Below are 16,036 nucleotides of genomic sequence, written 5' to 3' on the forward strand. Positions count from 1 at the left end.
GTCCACGTTGCTACAATAACAATTAACGAAATCAACCAGTTTCACTTATGTCAATGGATGATGATGCGCATGCATGGGAAGGACTGTGCTCTGGCGAAAAGGAGGCTTTGCTCCTGTTGTACCGGAAATATTATCATGCTCTTTTGTTCATTGGATTGAAGGAAATCCGCGATGCGGACGTAGTGAAGGATGCTATTCAGCATTTGTTCCTTTATTTGTGGGATAAGCGCGATTGCCTTGAACAGGCGCGCAACGTGCGGTCATATTTGATAATCGCTTTGCTCCGCAAACTTTCAGCGGATTGGAAGAAGAGTGTCCGCCATCAACACCTTGCACTTGCATGGAATGGTGATGCGGATGCACCATTGCCTACGCCCGAGGAAATACTTATCTCCAGACAGTCCCAGGCTTCGGCGCAGTCGTATCTCATGTTGCATATTAACGCATTGCCTGCCCGCCAGCGGGAGTTGATCCTGCTTAAATTTTACGAAGGCCTGTCGTATGAAGAGATCGTAGCGCGAACCGGATTAAGCTACCGTACTATATATAATAAAATCCACGAAGCTCTTAAGAAATTGCGAACGGTCATCAACAAAGATCATCCCGCATATGGGGAGGTGATGTCTGTTCTCCTCATTTGGCTCACCATGCAAGTTTAAAAAAAAGTTTCCCAGGGAAGGGTAAAAATCGTCGACTGGTTGCTCTACGTTCTATACAATCAACCAAAATGCAACTTCATACCCGGGAAATAGCCGATTTACTGGCAGACGAATCTTTTATCCGTTTTTGCAAAGGTGGGCCACGTGAAGATGTGGCACGGTGGGAAGAATTTTGTGTCGCCAGTCCAGCTAATCATGCGTTGGTCGATGCCGCGAGAGAGCAATTCCTTGAACTGTTCAGCGTCCTGGCACAGGCAGATCTTGTCGAACAGGAAGCCCGCCTGCTAAAGCATATACTCCCGTCGGATGAAACGCTGGTGGTTCACCTCCCAAAACTTATTGGCAACCGACGTTCCCGTTTTATGCTGAGGTGGGCTGCTATAATCATTCCTCTCATCGCGCTTGCAACAGGCACCTGGCTTTACAAAAAAGCCAGCATATCCCTGGTATACAAAACCTCTGCCGGTGAACGCAAGAATTTCCACCTGCCTGACGGGTCCTTCGTACGCCTTAATGCAAGTAGTTCTCTCCGTCTTGGAAAAGGCTTCAGCACAGCAAGCCGCGACCTATACCTGGAAGGTGAGGCGTATTTCGATGTAAAGCATGACGCCAATGCAGCCTTTGTTGTGCATACGACCAGCATGGACGTCCGGGCCGTCGGCACCGCTTTTAATGTCCGTTCTTACGCAGACGACGATTCTACCGAAACTGTGCTTATCAATGGTGTTGTGGAAGTAACGCTAAAAGGGCAGGAGGAGCGGAAAGTTGTGCTTCGGCCAGATCACAAGATTCGATGGAGTGCTCATGAACCAGCCGGTCTCCAGGCTACGCCGCGGACGGAGACCATCCCGGTAACAGACGTGGTGCGTAACTCCGGAGGGGACATTCCGGAAACGGGCTGGATCCACAACAAACTGATTTTTGAAAATGAACCACTTTCGTCTATTGCTGTGAAACTGGAGCGCTGGTTCGGCGTACAGGTGGTGATAGCGGATGAAAGCGTACGCAACTACAGGTTTACGGGCACTTTTGAGCAGGAGGGCCTGGCAGAGGTACTGGAGGTGTGTCGCGAATCACGGCATTTTTCTTACAGGATTACTGCAGGCGAACACCCGGTTGTCACTATTTTCTAAGAAAAACAAGGCAAATGCTGGAACATTTGCCTGTTTGGCTAAATCAATGAAACAGTCCGTTGGAAGGGTGCTGTTTCATATTATTAATCTAAAACCCAAGCTAAGTTATGAAAAAGCTTCATGACAGGGGAGAGTATTTTGGCTCGCCTCCGTTAACAAAATTCCTACGAGTAATGAAACTAACTGCTGTATTCCTATTGGGTAGCCTGATGACTGTCACTGCAAACAGTTATTCACAGAACACCCGCATTACTTTATCCCTGAACAACGTTAAGCTGACCCGGCTTTTCAAGGCCATTGAAGCGGAATCCGGGTACAGGTTCGCCTATAGTAACGATATTATACCGGGTGGCCACCTGGTGAACGTACAGTTCAAAGATATGCCCGTTACCGAAGCGCTCGGCAGGATATTATCGCCTGTAAACCTGAAATACCGGTTCATCGAAGAAACCGGCGTCATCATCGTTTCCGGGAAAGCACCTTCGCCCGGGAAAGAGACCGCGGACCGGATCGTGACCGGGAAAGTTACCAACGAGGAGGCCGAAGCTTTGCCCGGGGTTACCGTCCACGTGAAAGACCGAAAGATCGGTACGACCACGAACGCAGAAGGCGCTTTTTCCATCAGTATGCCCGAAGGCACGAATGTGCTCGTATTGTCGTATGTCGGGATGGAAACGCAGGAGGTAGAGGTAAACGGGAAAAACAACCTGGAAATCCGGATGAAGAACGCCGGCACCACCATCAACGACGTGGTGGTGGTGGGATACGGTTCCAATACCAAACGCAACGTGCTGCAAAGCGTGAGTACCGTGGCCGGCGCCCAGCTGGCCGAAATTCCCGTGGCTACCCTGTCACAATCTTTGGCCGCCCGTGCGCCGGGACTATTTGTGACTGCTGGGGGAGGGAAGCCTGGCCGCTCCTCCAGCGTGCGCATCCGGGCCTATGACGGCATCGGTTCCGCATTACCTCCCCTTTACGTAATCGATGGAGTTATCGTGGATCAGCTCGCTTTTGACGGGTTGGACGCAACGGAAGTGGAAAACATCTCTATCCTCAAAGATGGCGCCGCCGCAGCCGTGTACGGCGTGCGCGGGGCCAACGGGGTGATCGTGGTCACTACCCGGAAAGGTATCGCTGGCCCGCCGAAAATCAACTTCCTCTCCAGTTACAGTATCGACGAGGCCACCAAAGTGCCGGAGATGCTCAGCGCTTATGACCAGGCTGTATTTATCAACGACTATATCCGCCATACTGATCCCAATTGGCAATCCAGCCCGGCTTATTTCGCACAAGATGAGCTCGATTACTGGAAAAGCAACAGTGTCAACCTCCTGGATAAATATTTCAAGCGGCCGCAAGAACTGCGCAACACGCTGAACCTATCCGGCGGAGGGGAGAAAGCCACTTATTTCGTGAGTGGTACCTATTACAATGGTAAAGGCTCCTTCAATAACATCGAATACCAGAAATACAATTTACGCGCCCGCATCGACGCACAGGTAAGCAAAGACCTCTCCGTGTCCGTCAATCTCAATTCAGACATCCGTAAGGACCAGAAACCTTACTGGCGGTACGATAACGACAACGATGATATGACCGATTTGTACAGCGGCCTTCTTCAGCAGGGCAAAATGAAGGAGGATTATATCACTGTCGATGGTAAGAAATACCCGGTCGGTAATTTCACGAATTGGCACCCAGGTGAAGTCGTGAACAGCAGCAGAAGTTATAACCGGAAGCGATGGAATAATTACCAGGCCCTGCTGGACGTCACTTACCGCATTCCTGGCGTGAAGGGGCTGAAAGCCCGGGGCTCATTCGCCTATTACAACAGGAGCGACTTTCGCAAGGAGCTGAATCTGCCTTATACGCTCTACCTTTTCAAAAGTACCGGCAGCAAGCAGCACCTCGTCAGCAACGAACTCGACCCTGGTAAAATCTGGGACCAGAATGCAGGCAACTGGCTCCGCGAATCCTATGCTACCAGCAATTTCTACCAACTGAACCTCTACCTCGATTACGCCCGTTCCTTCGGTAAGCACAACATCTCGGCCACCGCCGTTTATGAACAGAGCGAAACGAATGACGACAATTTCTTTGCGCGGAACCAATATTTACTTGCGGGCGACCTTGACCAGCTATCGCTGGGCAGCAGCGATCCGAAGGATTTCAGCTTGGGCGGCGGGGAGTTCGATGAAGGCCGGTTGGCAGGGCTTGGCCGCGTGATGTATGATTATGCCGGGAAATATTTGCTGGAAACGGCTTTCCGGTATGAAGGATCCCGCTATTTCATTCCTTCAAACCGCTATGCCTTCTTCCCGTCAGTGTCCGTAGGCTGGCGCATCAGTGAAGAACGCTTCTTTAAAGACAACATCCGTTTCATAAACGACCTGAAACTCCGCGGTTCATGGGGAATGACCGGTCAGGAGCCCCGTTTCAACACTGATGGCTCCATCAACAAGCAATTGCAATGGGAGCAATATTACCGCAAGGTAAACGGCGCTTTCTTTGGCGGGCTTTCCAATGGCATTAAGATAGGTACGTTACCGAACGAAGACATCACCTGGGCGAAGAAACGTTCGCTAGAATTTGGCGTGGACGCACAATTGCTTAACCGGAAAGTCACTTTATCTGCCACACGCTTCCTGAACCGACGGTCAGACATCCTGACGAGCCGCCAGCAGTCTATCCCCACCACCTTCGGTGCATCGTTGCCGCTGGTGAACTACGGGATTGTGGAATCCAGCGGGTATGAGTTGGAGATCGCTTACCGCAATACACTGTCGAAGAATGTGGCTGTGCGCGCCTCATTCAATTACGGTTATGCCACCACGAAGCAGGTGCAGATCGATGAGGCTTCCAATATCCAGCCATACCAGTCACAACTGGGCCGCCCCGCCGGCGGGCTTTTCGCCCTTGTAGCCACCGATATTATCCGTACGCAGGCCGACCTGGACAAACTGCCGGCAGGGTACACCATCAACGGAGCGCAGCCGAGGCTGGGCATGCTGAACTTCAGGGATATCCGCGGCGCAACATCAGACAAACCAGATGGAAAAATTGATGATAATGATAAGGAATTCGTCGCAAACTATTCCACACCGCCCTCTACCTTCGGTATCGCCGCCGGCATCACCTGGAAAGGATTATCGGTGGACGTGTTGGTACAGGGAGTAGGTAATTATTACAGATTCAGGATGACCATGAACAATGCACAGTGGATGGAGCAGGGTGCCACCAGCGCGGCGTTCTGGAAAGATCACTGGACGCCGGAGAACCCGAATGCAGCTTATCCCATTTACGGTAACTACGGTGGAACAAACGGTGAATCGACTTTCTGGATGGACAATGCTTCCTTCGTCCGGTTGAAGAATCTGAATATTGGGTGGGTATTGCCTTCAAGGGTCATGAAACGGACGTTGCTGAAAGATGCACGTATTTTCTTCAATGGCTCCAACTTGTTCCTACTCAAGGACAAGATTAAATGGTACGATCCGGAAGGAACCATGAAAGCCTATCCCATCAACCGCAACTACACCTTCGGCATTAACCTGACGCTGTAAAACCATAACTAGCTTATCATGAATAAAATAAAATACTATATATTACTACTCTTTATTGTTGCATTGCCTGCACTACAAACCGGCTGTACAAAAGTACTGGACAAACCTGACCTGGACGCGATCTCCGAAGGAAAGGTTTGGTCAGACATCAACCTGGCCACTGCTTTCCTCAACCGCCTTTATACGGACGCGATGCCGTCATGGGCGAGAAACTCATCGAGCCCGGAAGCTATTAACGCTTCCAATGCATCTTCCGAATCCGATGAAAGTGGTGGAGCGGATGACATGATGTACGGGCAGATGACGATAAATTCCGTCGATATCTGGCATTACGAGACGCTACGGAGCATCAACCTGCTTTTGAAACGGGTACCTGCTGCGCCATTCACTCAGGCAGACAAGAACAATCTGATCGGGCAGGCTTTGTTCCTTCGTGCATGGTTGTACTGGCAGATGGTATCCTTGTACGGCGGTGTGCCCCTTATCCTGGAACCCCAGGAACTCAATGGCGACCTGAACGTGCCGCGCAGCAAAACCTCCGAATGCATCGCCCGTATCACCAAAGACCTGGACGATGCCGCCCCGCTGTTGCCCAACATCTGGAGCGATGAAGAGGTAGGGCGCATTACAAAAGGCGCTGCCATGGCCCTGAAAGGCCGAGTGCTGTTGCATTACGCCTCGGAACAGTTTAGCCCTGCCCAAAATGCCGACCGATGGTTACAGGCATTACAGGCCAACAAAGCGGCGCTGGATACGCTTGTCAAGAGCGGCAAAGCACTGATGCCCGACTTCGGCGGCCTCTGGTTCGTGGAAGGCAACGCGAACACCGAAGCTGTGATGATCACCCGTTTCAACAATCCTGGCCGCACCCATAGCCGCGATGCTGCCGTGCGCCCGCTGGATGAAGCATCAAACTATACTGGCGGCGACCAGCCCACGCTGGACCTGGTTAATGCTTTCCCGATGAAAAACGGCCTGCCAATTACAGCTCCGGGATCCGGGTATAATGCACAGGCCTACTGGCTCAACCGTGATCCGCGCTTTGCCGCTACTATCGCGTGGAATGGTGTGTTGTGGCAGCTTTCCGGGAAGAGTGGGCGCATTCAGTGGAATTTCGCCGGAAGCATCTCGTCTGGCAGCACTGCCACCGGGTTTTACTGCCGGAAAGCCGTCAACGAAACTTACAAACGGGCCGAAACTGAAATCAGCGGAACAGACTGGATCGAGATACGGTTGGCAGAAGTAATGATGAATTATGCGGAGGCCGCCAACGAAACCGGCAATACCGCCGCGGCATACGAAGTATTGAAAGCGATCCGCAAGCGCGCTGGCATCGATGCCGGCGGCAACGAACTGTACGGCCTGACTTCGGGACTTGATAAAAGCGGGATGCGCACCGCCATTCTCCTGGAGCGCAGGTTGGAGTTTGCATTCGAAGGCAAGCGTGGGAAGGATCTTCGCCGCAGGCGGCTCTATGGCCAGCTAAACGGTACCAAGCGCAAAGGGCTCCGTATCACCCTTACCGGTTTCGGCGGAGACAAAAATGCATTCTACACTGCTTATGCTGCCGGCAGCGTAAATCTCAATACACAATACAATCAATATTTCAACGAACAGGTGATCGACGTGGACCTGTTGAACGTGATCAATTTCCGTGATAATTATTATTTCGCTGCCATCCCAAGAACGCACCTCGAAAAGAACCCGAAACTCCAGCAAACAAATGGATGGGACGGAGGGACCTTCGATCCGTTACAATAATGCCTGCGGCGGCCCGTGCGAGCGGGCCACCGTTATTTTTAAAAAAAAACAGCCGCCAGGATGAAAAGAATTATAATGATGATGACTGCTGCAGTCATGCCTTTTAGATTACAGTAATACCTTGCAATTTTCAATGACTACAACTAAAGCTAACACAAGGTTAACATTTCTTGACACCTATCGTGGGTTTGTCATGTTCCTGATGATGGCAGAAGTGCTCAAATGCCGGGAAGTATCTGAAAACCTTCCCGGAAGCCATTTCTGGCAATTCCTGGGCCATCAGCAATCTCATGTGGAATGGAGAGGCTGCGTGCTGCACGATCTTATTCAGCCTTCCTTTTCGTTTCTTGTAGGAGTTGTGCTACCTTATTCAATAGCTGGCCGCCTGGCAAAGGGAAACAAGTTTTCTGCTATGTTCTGGCATGCCGTTAAAAGGTCGCTGGCATTGATTATACTGGGAATATTGTTACGCTCGCAGTGGCGCAGTCAAACCTATTTCACCTTTGAAGATACGTTAAGCCAGATCGGACTAGGATATCCCATACTATTTCTATTAGGATTTCGAAATAAAAAAGTGCAGATCACCTCATTGATCATTATCCTTGTGGGGTATTTTGTTGCCTTCGCTTTATATACTCCCGCACAGGACGGTTTAAATTATTATCAACCCGGAGTGCCTGCAGGCTGGGAAGAGAATGCAGCAGGCTTTGCCGCTCATTGGAATAAAAACGCTAACCTGGCCTGGCGCTTCGACACATGGTTCCTGAACCTTTTTCCGAGAGAAAGGGCCTTTTTATTCAATGGAGGTGGATACGCTACTTTAAGCTTCATTCCTACCCTTGGAACAATGATATTGGGGTTATTAGCAGGCAATTATTTAAAGGAAAACAAGGGTAATACCGCTACGCTTAAAACCTTTCTGATCGCCGGCATTATAGGAATTGTATCCGGATTAATACTGGATAGAGCAGGTATATGTCCCAACGTGAAAAGAATATGGACCCCTACATGGGTATTGTACAGCGGCGGCTGGTGCTTTCTTATCATGTCGGTTTTTTATTGGATGATGGAGGTGATGAAATGGCATAAACCGTTTACATGGCTGGTTGTTATTGGCACCAATTCAATTGTTGCATACGTGATGGCCGATACCGCGACTGCTTATTTTACAGGATTCTTCAGAACGCATATTGGTGAACAAAATCTCATTGTATGGGCTGCACAATACAAACCCTTTGCAGAAGGGCTGCTTGTGCTGATTGTGGAATGGCTGATCCTGTATTGGCTGTACAGAAAAAAAATATTTATCCGGATATGATCAGGCTATTTTTCCCTATACCATCAATTATTTTATCATGAATGATGCCTGGATGCTTAACAATTTTGTAATAAAAGAAAGAACAATGAAGGCTGAATATTTCAAGACAGGAGTTTTTGTACTTGTCGTATTGATAGCAACAAGCAGTCAAACCTTTTCACAAAAAAAATTGAGGACCTCAGGAGAAAGTAGCACTGCCAGGGTGGTGTTTCCTACAGCCCGCCAGGTTGAATGGGCGGACGCCGAAGTAGGGGCATTGATCCATTTCGATATCAGTGTATTTGAACCATCCTACAACTGGCGGCAGGCATGGGGCTATCATCCTGATCCAAAGATTTTCAATCCTGCTGAATTGGACACGGACCAGTGGGTAAAAGCTGTCAAAGACGCGGGAGCGAACTATGCCGTTCTGGTAGCGAAACATTGCACCGGGTTCAGCCTCTGGCCTACGAAAGCCCATGATTATAGTGTGGTCGCTTCTCCCTGGAAGAACGGGAAAGGAGACATAGTGGCCGATTTTATAGCCTCCTGTAAAAAATATGGCATTAAACCAGGCATCTATGCCAGCGCAGCCGCAAACGGCTATTTCAAAGTAGACAATCCCGGGTTGGTCATCACCGGAGACAGCATTGCGCAGAAAGCATACAACAAAGTAGTAGAGACCCAACTTACAGAACTATGGTCAAACTATGGTGATCTTTTTGAGATTTGGTTCGATGGAGGCGTTCTGCCAGAATCCAAAGGAGGGCCCGATATCGTACCCATCCTGCAGCAAAAGCAGCCTGACGCAATAGTTTTTCAAGGCCCCTACGGCACCAAAAACCTGATACGCTGGATAGGCAATGAAGAAGGGCTGGCCGCTTATCCTTCCTGGGCAACGGCGGACAGCACTACCAAGGCTGACGGAACGGTAGTTGTTGAAGGCTTGCATGGAAACCCCAATGCACCCATCTGGTGTCCTGGCGAGGCAGATGCCCCGCTACGTAAAAACTCGTCCTGGGAAGGAGGATGGTTTTGGAAAAAAGGCCAGGACCATATGATCAACTCCCGGGAAGAAATGATCCACAAATATTATCACAGTGTAGGCCGTAATACCAACCTGCTGATAGGCGTGGTAGTGGACACACGGGGGCTCGTGCCGGATGCGGACGTCAAAGCCCTGAAAGCCTTTGGCGACGAAGTAAAGAGAAGATTCGGAACCAGCCTTGCAGAGACGCATGCGAAAGGGTCCGAAGTGGTGTTAAAATTTGACGCACCTGCCAGAATAAACCATGTGGTGATCATGGAAGAAATCGCCAATGGGGAGAGAATAAGGAAGTACAAGGTGGAAGGCATGGTAAATGGAGCGTGGAAGTTACTTGCCGAGGGCGAAAGCGTGGGCCATAAACGGATACAGCAATTTGAGCCTGTAGTAGTAAGCAGGCTGCGATTAATCATCCCCCAGTCCACTGCTTTACCTGAAATTAAAAAACTGGCAGCATATTATGTTGAACAGGCTGGTCTATAAGTTGACCCCTGATTGCCGGAACAAAGAATTCCGGACTTTATTTTATCACCGCTGCTCTTAAAACCATTAATATGATATTTAATCGCGAAGCAAATAAGGAGCTTCTTAAGAAAGAGAATCGTAAGTATAATAGCATCGCAATTGCAAAAATTTTGTTGATACTGTTTATTGGCTGGTTCCCCTATTCCATTAAAGCGCAAAACATGGATGAAATGTGGGATAAAAATTCCACAGCCAAAGAGCACCCCAATATTCAATGGTTTAAGGACGCTAAATTCGGGCTCTTTATCCATTGGGGATTGTATTCCCAACTGGCGGGCAAATGGAATAACAAAAGATATTATGGCAGTGGTGAATGGATCATGTTTCAGGCCGGGATACCTGTTAAGGAATATGAGCAGGTAGCGAAAGAGTTTAATCCGGTAAATTTCAATGCTGATGAATGGGCCCAGCTGGCGAAAGATGCAGGCATAAAATACATGGTGATAACCGCTAAGCACCATGAAGGGTTTGCCATGTATGATTCTAAAGCCAGTGATTTTAATATCGTGGAAGCTACGCCCTATAAAAAAGATCCCATGAAAGCATTGGCCGATGCAACAAGGAAAAGAGGAATAAAATTTGGTTTTTATTACTCTCAATTTGTTGACTGGCATGAACCCAATGGCGCAGGAAATGAAAGGGACTTTGACGAGAGCAAAAAAAATTACCAGTTATACTACGATCAAAAAGCAATCCCGCAATTGAAAGAATTACTCACCGGGTACGGCCCTTTGGGTATTGTATGGTTCGATCTGCCCGGCGGGCTTACAAAAGCGGAAACACAAAAGTTGATTGACAGCCTGCACGCATTGCAACCGCAAAGTTTATTCAGCAGCCGCGTAGGTCAGGGACTTGGGGATTACAAGGATTTTGGGGATTCGGAAGTGCCGCCGGTTCCTATTAAAGGGGCATGGGAATCCATATACACGCATAATGATTCGTGGGGCTACATCGAGCACGATATGAATTTCAAAACTTCAACAGAAATCATACAGTTACTGGCGAATGTTGCCTCGAAAGGCGGCAATCTTATGTTGAATGTAGGGCCTGACGGGAAGGGAAACATTCCTTTTTATTCAATAAAATATTTAAAAGAAACAGGCAAATGGCTAGCCGTAAACGGCGAAAGCATTTATGGTACCACATACGGGTTTATTCCGGCCCAACCCTGGGGCGTTACAACTGCAAAACCAGGCAAATTATTCCTGCATGTTCTTAACAAGCCCCAAAATGGAAAACTCCTCGTACCTGATTTTACGAACCAGGTAAGCAATGTATATGCATTAGACGGGAAAAGAAAGCTCAACTTCAAGCGAAATGACAAAGACATTGTCATTGATATTCCTTCTTCAACCGGGGCAACAGCAAACAATGTTCTTGTAATTGAATATAGTGGTGCGCCTCCTGCTTATAATGCCACTTCTCCTGTTACTGTTTCCCAGCAATATGAAACGAATAGAGTAGATGCGATTTTTTCAACAAACAGTGGTAAAGCCAAAACTACAAGCCTCGGCTATAGCCATTATTTCGGGGACTGGAAACATGCAACCTGTGTTACCTCGATGGCAACACCTGACGATGCCGCTACTTTTCAAATTCGTATTACTGATCCCGGAGACTATAAAGTAATACTGGAGTATGCTTGTTCGCCGGCAAACGCAGGGCAGGAAGCCAGCCTGGAAATGGCCGGGGAAAAATTTTTTTTCAAAACATTGCGTACGTCCGAATACAGCAATGGTGCACCCTTGCTGTTCATTCAACACCCCGTTGCGATTACTAAAATCGAAAGGACGGGTGTTTATAGCATTACCATTCGCCCAGACCAGAAAGGGAGTGAGTTGTTTAAATTAAAAAGGGTAATACTGGAACCTGCAAAATAACAGGGACTGAAGAATGGGATAAATGGGATAGTTTAAACGGTTGGATATTTGGAAGATGATAAATTATTATAAGATAGTTGAAAGATAAAAAGTAATCCGCTGTTGAAAGATATCCCGGGTGCCGTGCTGCTAACGTATGTAAATTCATTTGTCAATTATTATAAGTGTTTAGGCTATGAGAAAATATTTGTTTTTCATATTATTGATAGCTTTCGGGAAAAACACCACTGCGCAGGAAAAGGAGGTGATTGCCTATTTGGCGGAAAAATCCATTCCTATCCATACGGTTGCGCCGGGTGATAATTTTGATGATCTCCAACCGCTCGGGAAAATCTGGAAGGGTAAACGTATCATAGGCGCCGGAGAGGCAACGCATGGCAGTAAGGAATTTACAGAAGTAAGGCACCGCTTGTTTAAATTCCTGGTAACAGAAATGGGCTTTAAAACTTTGGCTATCGAGGCCGATTATGCTGCTGTCCGGCGCGTCAATGAGTATGTAATATATGGGAAAGGTACCAGCTTGCAGGCCCTGGAAGCAATTGGCGTCTGGATTTATTATACACGGGAATGGTTATCCCTGTTGGAATGGATGAGCGCTTTTAATGCTGGTAAAGCGGATGCTGACAAAATAAGGTGCTATGGGTTTGATATGCAATCGGAACGGCCGGCCCTTCAAAGCATTGCCATGCAACTCAAACAATTTAGCCCAGGAGATTACGCCGGTAAGTTTAAGGCGCTTGAAACACTTGAATTCACTGGAAAGCAGCTTGAGCCAAAAGACAGATCCACCATCAATGACCTGCTAATTTCCGTACAGCAATATATATCAACGCACGGGGAAAAACTACTTGACAGTCTGGGTGCCGATGGATATGCTACCCTCAGGCATGACCTGGATATTGTTAAACAGTGCCTGAGTCAGTATGAAACCAGTGATGTATATACCGCCGTGGGCATCAGGGATAAATCAATGGCCGCTAATATTAAATGGATAGCAGATCAGCGACCGGGAAATGAAGGAATTTTTGTATGGGCACATAACGGCCATATCAGCAAGGACAGTTCACTGTCTTTCCTGCACTGGATGGGATCTTATCTGAAACAATATTTCGGGGACAGCTATTATGCCCTGGGGCTGAGTTTCAACAAAGGAGGCTTCCGCGCTTCGAACTATTTCGCGGTAGTTAATTTTACAACGGGCCCTGCTGAAAAAGGTTCCAGCAATGAGCTTTTTGCATCCGTTGGCAAACCCATTTTCTTTGTAGACATTCCTACTGCCTCGCGGGAAAGTAAACCTGCGGAAAATTTTTTTCAAAGACGTATTGCCGCTAGAAATATTGGTGGATTGTATGTTCCTGGCAACGATGTTCCCTATTATCTTCAATCCCCACTCGGTCAATACTATGATGGTATTTTGTTTATAGACGAGGTTAACGCGGCTATTCCCGCCAGGCAACAGTTCTTCGGGGCGCTTGGATATATGTTGGATGGCAAAAAGTACCAGGGGAAAATCATCCGGCTCACCGCAAAAGCCATTAATCACCATCCGCCGGATACCGCTAATCTGACAATTACAAAACTGGAGGCCAATAGCCAGCGCCGGAAATTTATTGATATCCTTGAACCCGCCTGGAAAGATTATGAGATTAAAGATACCATCACCGCCACAACTAGCAATATTATGGTGACCATCGGCGTAACGGGCCAGGGTGGGAAAATTTGCCTGGATAGTGTACAACTGGAAGTATACAATAAAAATAAGTGGGAGCCCATTACAGCTAGCACCGCTGCCGGGGATTTGGACGATCAGAAAAGCGGATGGCGGAAAATAAATATCAATGCGCAAATTTCTATCTTTCATGATGACAAAAACAAATCTCATCCTGTCATTTGCATCCGGAATGACTAGTGTAACATTCTGTATGTTACCGGGCTATTGTTTTGTGTCAGAACCCGCCATGAAAAAAGGTTTTAGTATGATGGCATGGCTGGAGAGGCAAAGGAATACAGCTTCCATTGCTCAATCAAAAGAAAAGTAAGTACAATGATTTTTAACAATAGTTATCAAATTGAGTACAGATGAAAAGACTTGCGATAGTAATATTACTCCTTTCTTATTTTAAAGGATTTGCACAACCCATGACAGCATCAAACCGCGTTGACTGGTTTAAGGAAGCAAAGTTTGGTTTGTTTATTCATTGGGGATTGTACAGCATACTGGAAGGGAGCTACAATGGACATACACTGCCGGATAAAAGCTTTGCTCAAGGCGACAGCTGGTATGCCGAATGGATACAACAAAGGCTGGAAGTGCCCCGGGATGCGTATCGTGAACTGGTAAAAAAATTTAATCCTGAAAAATTCGATGCCGATACGTGGATAAGAGAAGCTAGAGATGCAGGCATGAAGTATTTTGTGATAACCGCCAAACATCATGATGGTTTTGCGCTATGGGATTCCAAAGTGTCTGCATATGATCTTGGGAGTACTTCCTACAGAAAGGACATTTTGGGTGAGTTGGTAAAAGCCTGCAGGAAATATGGTTTAAAATATGGCTTTTATTACTCCCACTGCCAGGATTGGGACCACCCTGGCGGAGCCATACCAAACTGGATGCCCCGGAAAACGGATTCACAGTTTGAACAATATTGGGTTCAAAAATGCCTGCCGCAAGTAGAGGAACTTATTACACTATACAGCCCGGATATGTTTTGGTTTGACACATGGGGAGATGCACAGGAGAAAACTTTTATTTCAGATAAGAGGCGGGATCAACTAATAACATTAATAAGAAAACTAAGCCCCAAAACACTCATTAACGGCAGGATATCATGGCTGAGCCCCGGCAAGGATATTGATTTTCTGGAAATGATGGACAATCAATACCCGGCAGAACAACAAAAAATTCCCTGGCAAACACCTGCCACAATGGTAAATTCGTGGGGATGGCATGCGAAAGATTATGAATGGAAGCCGGCAAAAGAAATGGTCGGCTTTCTTGTAAGCAACGCAGCCAAAGGCGGAAATTACCTGTTGAATATTGGCCCCAAACCGGATGGGACTTTTCCGGCAATGGCCATTCGCCGTCTTCGGGAAATTGGCGGGTGGATGGCAACCAATTGCGATTGTATTTATGGCACCACTCCCCTTCTATTAAAAGCGTCCCCAAATGTTTGCTTTACGCAAAAGGCAATCAATGGCAATACAATTGTGTATGCTTCTATCATATATCCACTGATAGATAATAAACTCATTCTTCCCTTTACACCTGATAAAATTGCCTCTTGCCAGATGTTAGAGACCGGGATGCCTCTCAAATTCGAAAGTAGTAACGGCGCTGATGTCTCAATTTTATTACCGCCAGGCATTGCTGCAATGCAAGATGGCGTACAGGTTATTCAAATAGAACTAAAATGAGTATTCCTGTTTCACTGGTTTCATGTGTCCACATCAGTTGGGATTTGGACCGTTGATGATGTCCTATAACGCTTCAGCCGGTTGCCTTCACTAGTGAGAAGGGCAGCCACTACAGGTCAACCCAAAAGGTAGAAAAGGGATAATTATCACTGCATGCATGAATATCCACATAATGAGAAAGAATTGTTGCGGCGCATTGCCCGGGGCGATGAGGCCGCCTTCCGTATAATATTCGACCTCTACCGGCAGCGGCTGTTTGTATTCGCCTTGCAGATATCCCACTCCGTGGTGGAAGCGGAAGAGATCGTACAGGACATCTTTATGAAACTCTGGGAGAACCGCAAGGCCATCGCCGAAGTGGAATACCCCCGGAAATATATTTACACCATGGCCCGCAACCGGGCGGTGGACCTGCTGTGCAAAATTGCCCGCGACCAAAAGCTCAGAACAGCAGCATGGGTAAACCTGTCGCAGGACCACCGGAACCTTACCGAAGAGCTGTTGAATGAAAAAGAAAGCCGTGAACTGATCAGCGAAGCAGTGGCCTCCCTGACCGAAAAAAAACAAGCCATCTTCCGCCTCAGCCGGCAGGAAGGGCTCAGCCACCAGGAAATTGCGCGGGAAATGAGCCTCTCTGTACAAACCGTTAAAAATATCCTCACCGAAATACTCAGACACATCAAAATTCACCTGCAGCAGCATTCCGAGCTGCTGGCCATCGCTTTCTTAATACAGGCGGGGTATGAGATTTTCTGA

10 protein-coding genes are annotated in these 16,036 nt (G+C 47.7%); all 10 read left to right on the forward strand.

Annotation, left to right across the window (positions count from 1 at the left end; genetic code table 11):
- Positions 1-47 precede the first annotated feature (47 nt).
- The 10 genes from KE626_RS12785 to KE626_RS12830 all read left to right on the forward strand — a co-directional run bounded on the left by KE626_RS12785 (position 48) and on the right by KE626_RS12830 (position 16,036).
- Positions 48-659, forward strand: coding sequence for an RNA polymerase sigma factor (locus tag KE626_RS12785; protein ID WP_211973295.1), 612 nt, complete (start codon positions 48-50; stop codon positions 657-659).
- A 68-nt stretch (positions 660-727) separates the two neighbouring features.
- A complete protein-coding gene (locus KE626_RS12790) occupies positions 728-1,792 on the forward strand; it encodes a FecR family protein (RefSeq protein ID WP_211973296.1) in 1,065 nt (354 codons plus the stop codon).
- Between the two features lie 107 nt (positions 1,793-1,899).
- Positions 1,900-5,355 carry a TonB-dependent receptor gene (locus KE626_RS12795; RefSeq protein WP_211973297.1) on the forward strand — a complete coding sequence of 1,152 codons (3,456 nt, stop codon included), beginning with the start codon at positions 1,900-1,902 and terminating at the stop codon, positions 5,353-5,355.
- A gap of 18 nt (positions 5,356-5,373) precedes the next feature.
- A complete protein-coding gene (locus KE626_RS12800; protein ID WP_211973298.1) occupies positions 5,374-7,116 on the forward strand; it encodes a RagB/SusD family nutrient uptake outer membrane protein in 1,743 nt (580 codons plus the stop codon).
- A gap of 133 nt (positions 7,117-7,249) precedes the next feature.
- Positions 7,250-8,434, forward strand: a complete 1,185-nt coding sequence (locus KE626_RS12805; protein ID WP_211973299.1) for an acyltransferase family protein — start codon at positions 7,250-7,252, stop codon at positions 8,432-8,434.
- A gap of 85 nt (positions 8,435-8,519) precedes the next feature.
- The gene (locus KE626_RS12810; protein ID WP_211973300.1) at positions 8,520-9,941 is read left to right on the forward strand and encodes an alpha-L-fucosidase; all 1,422 of its coding nucleotides are present in this window, start codon (positions 8,520-8,522) and stop codon (positions 9,939-9,941) included.
- A gap of 71 nt (positions 9,942-10,012) precedes the next feature.
- Positions 10,013-11,863: an alpha-L-fucosidase gene (locus KE626_RS12815; protein WP_249207438.1), complete on the forward strand. Its 1,851-nt coding sequence runs from the start codon at positions 10,013-10,015 to the stop codon at positions 11,861-11,863.
- Positions 11,864-12,038: 175 nt separating this feature from the next.
- Entirely contained in the window at positions 12,039-13,772 is a 1,734-nt protein-coding gene (locus KE626_RS12820; protein ID WP_211973301.1) for an erythromycin esterase family protein, read from the forward strand.
- A gap of 170 nt (positions 13,773-13,942) precedes the next feature.
- Positions 13,943-15,280, forward strand: coding sequence for an alpha-L-fucosidase (locus KE626_RS12825; protein WP_211973302.1), 1,338 nt, complete (start codon positions 13,943-13,945; stop codon positions 15,278-15,280).
- A 153-nt stretch (positions 15,281-15,433) separates the two neighbouring features.
- Positions 15,434-16,036: an RNA polymerase sigma factor gene (locus KE626_RS12830; RefSeq protein WP_211973303.1), complete on the forward strand. Its 603-nt coding sequence runs from the start codon at positions 15,434-15,436 to the stop codon at positions 16,034-16,036.

It is taken from the genome of Chitinophaga hostae (genome assembly GCF_018224885.1).
GTDB lineage: Bacteria > Bacteroidota > Bacteroidia > Chitinophagales > Chitinophagaceae > Chitinophaga > Chitinophaga hostae.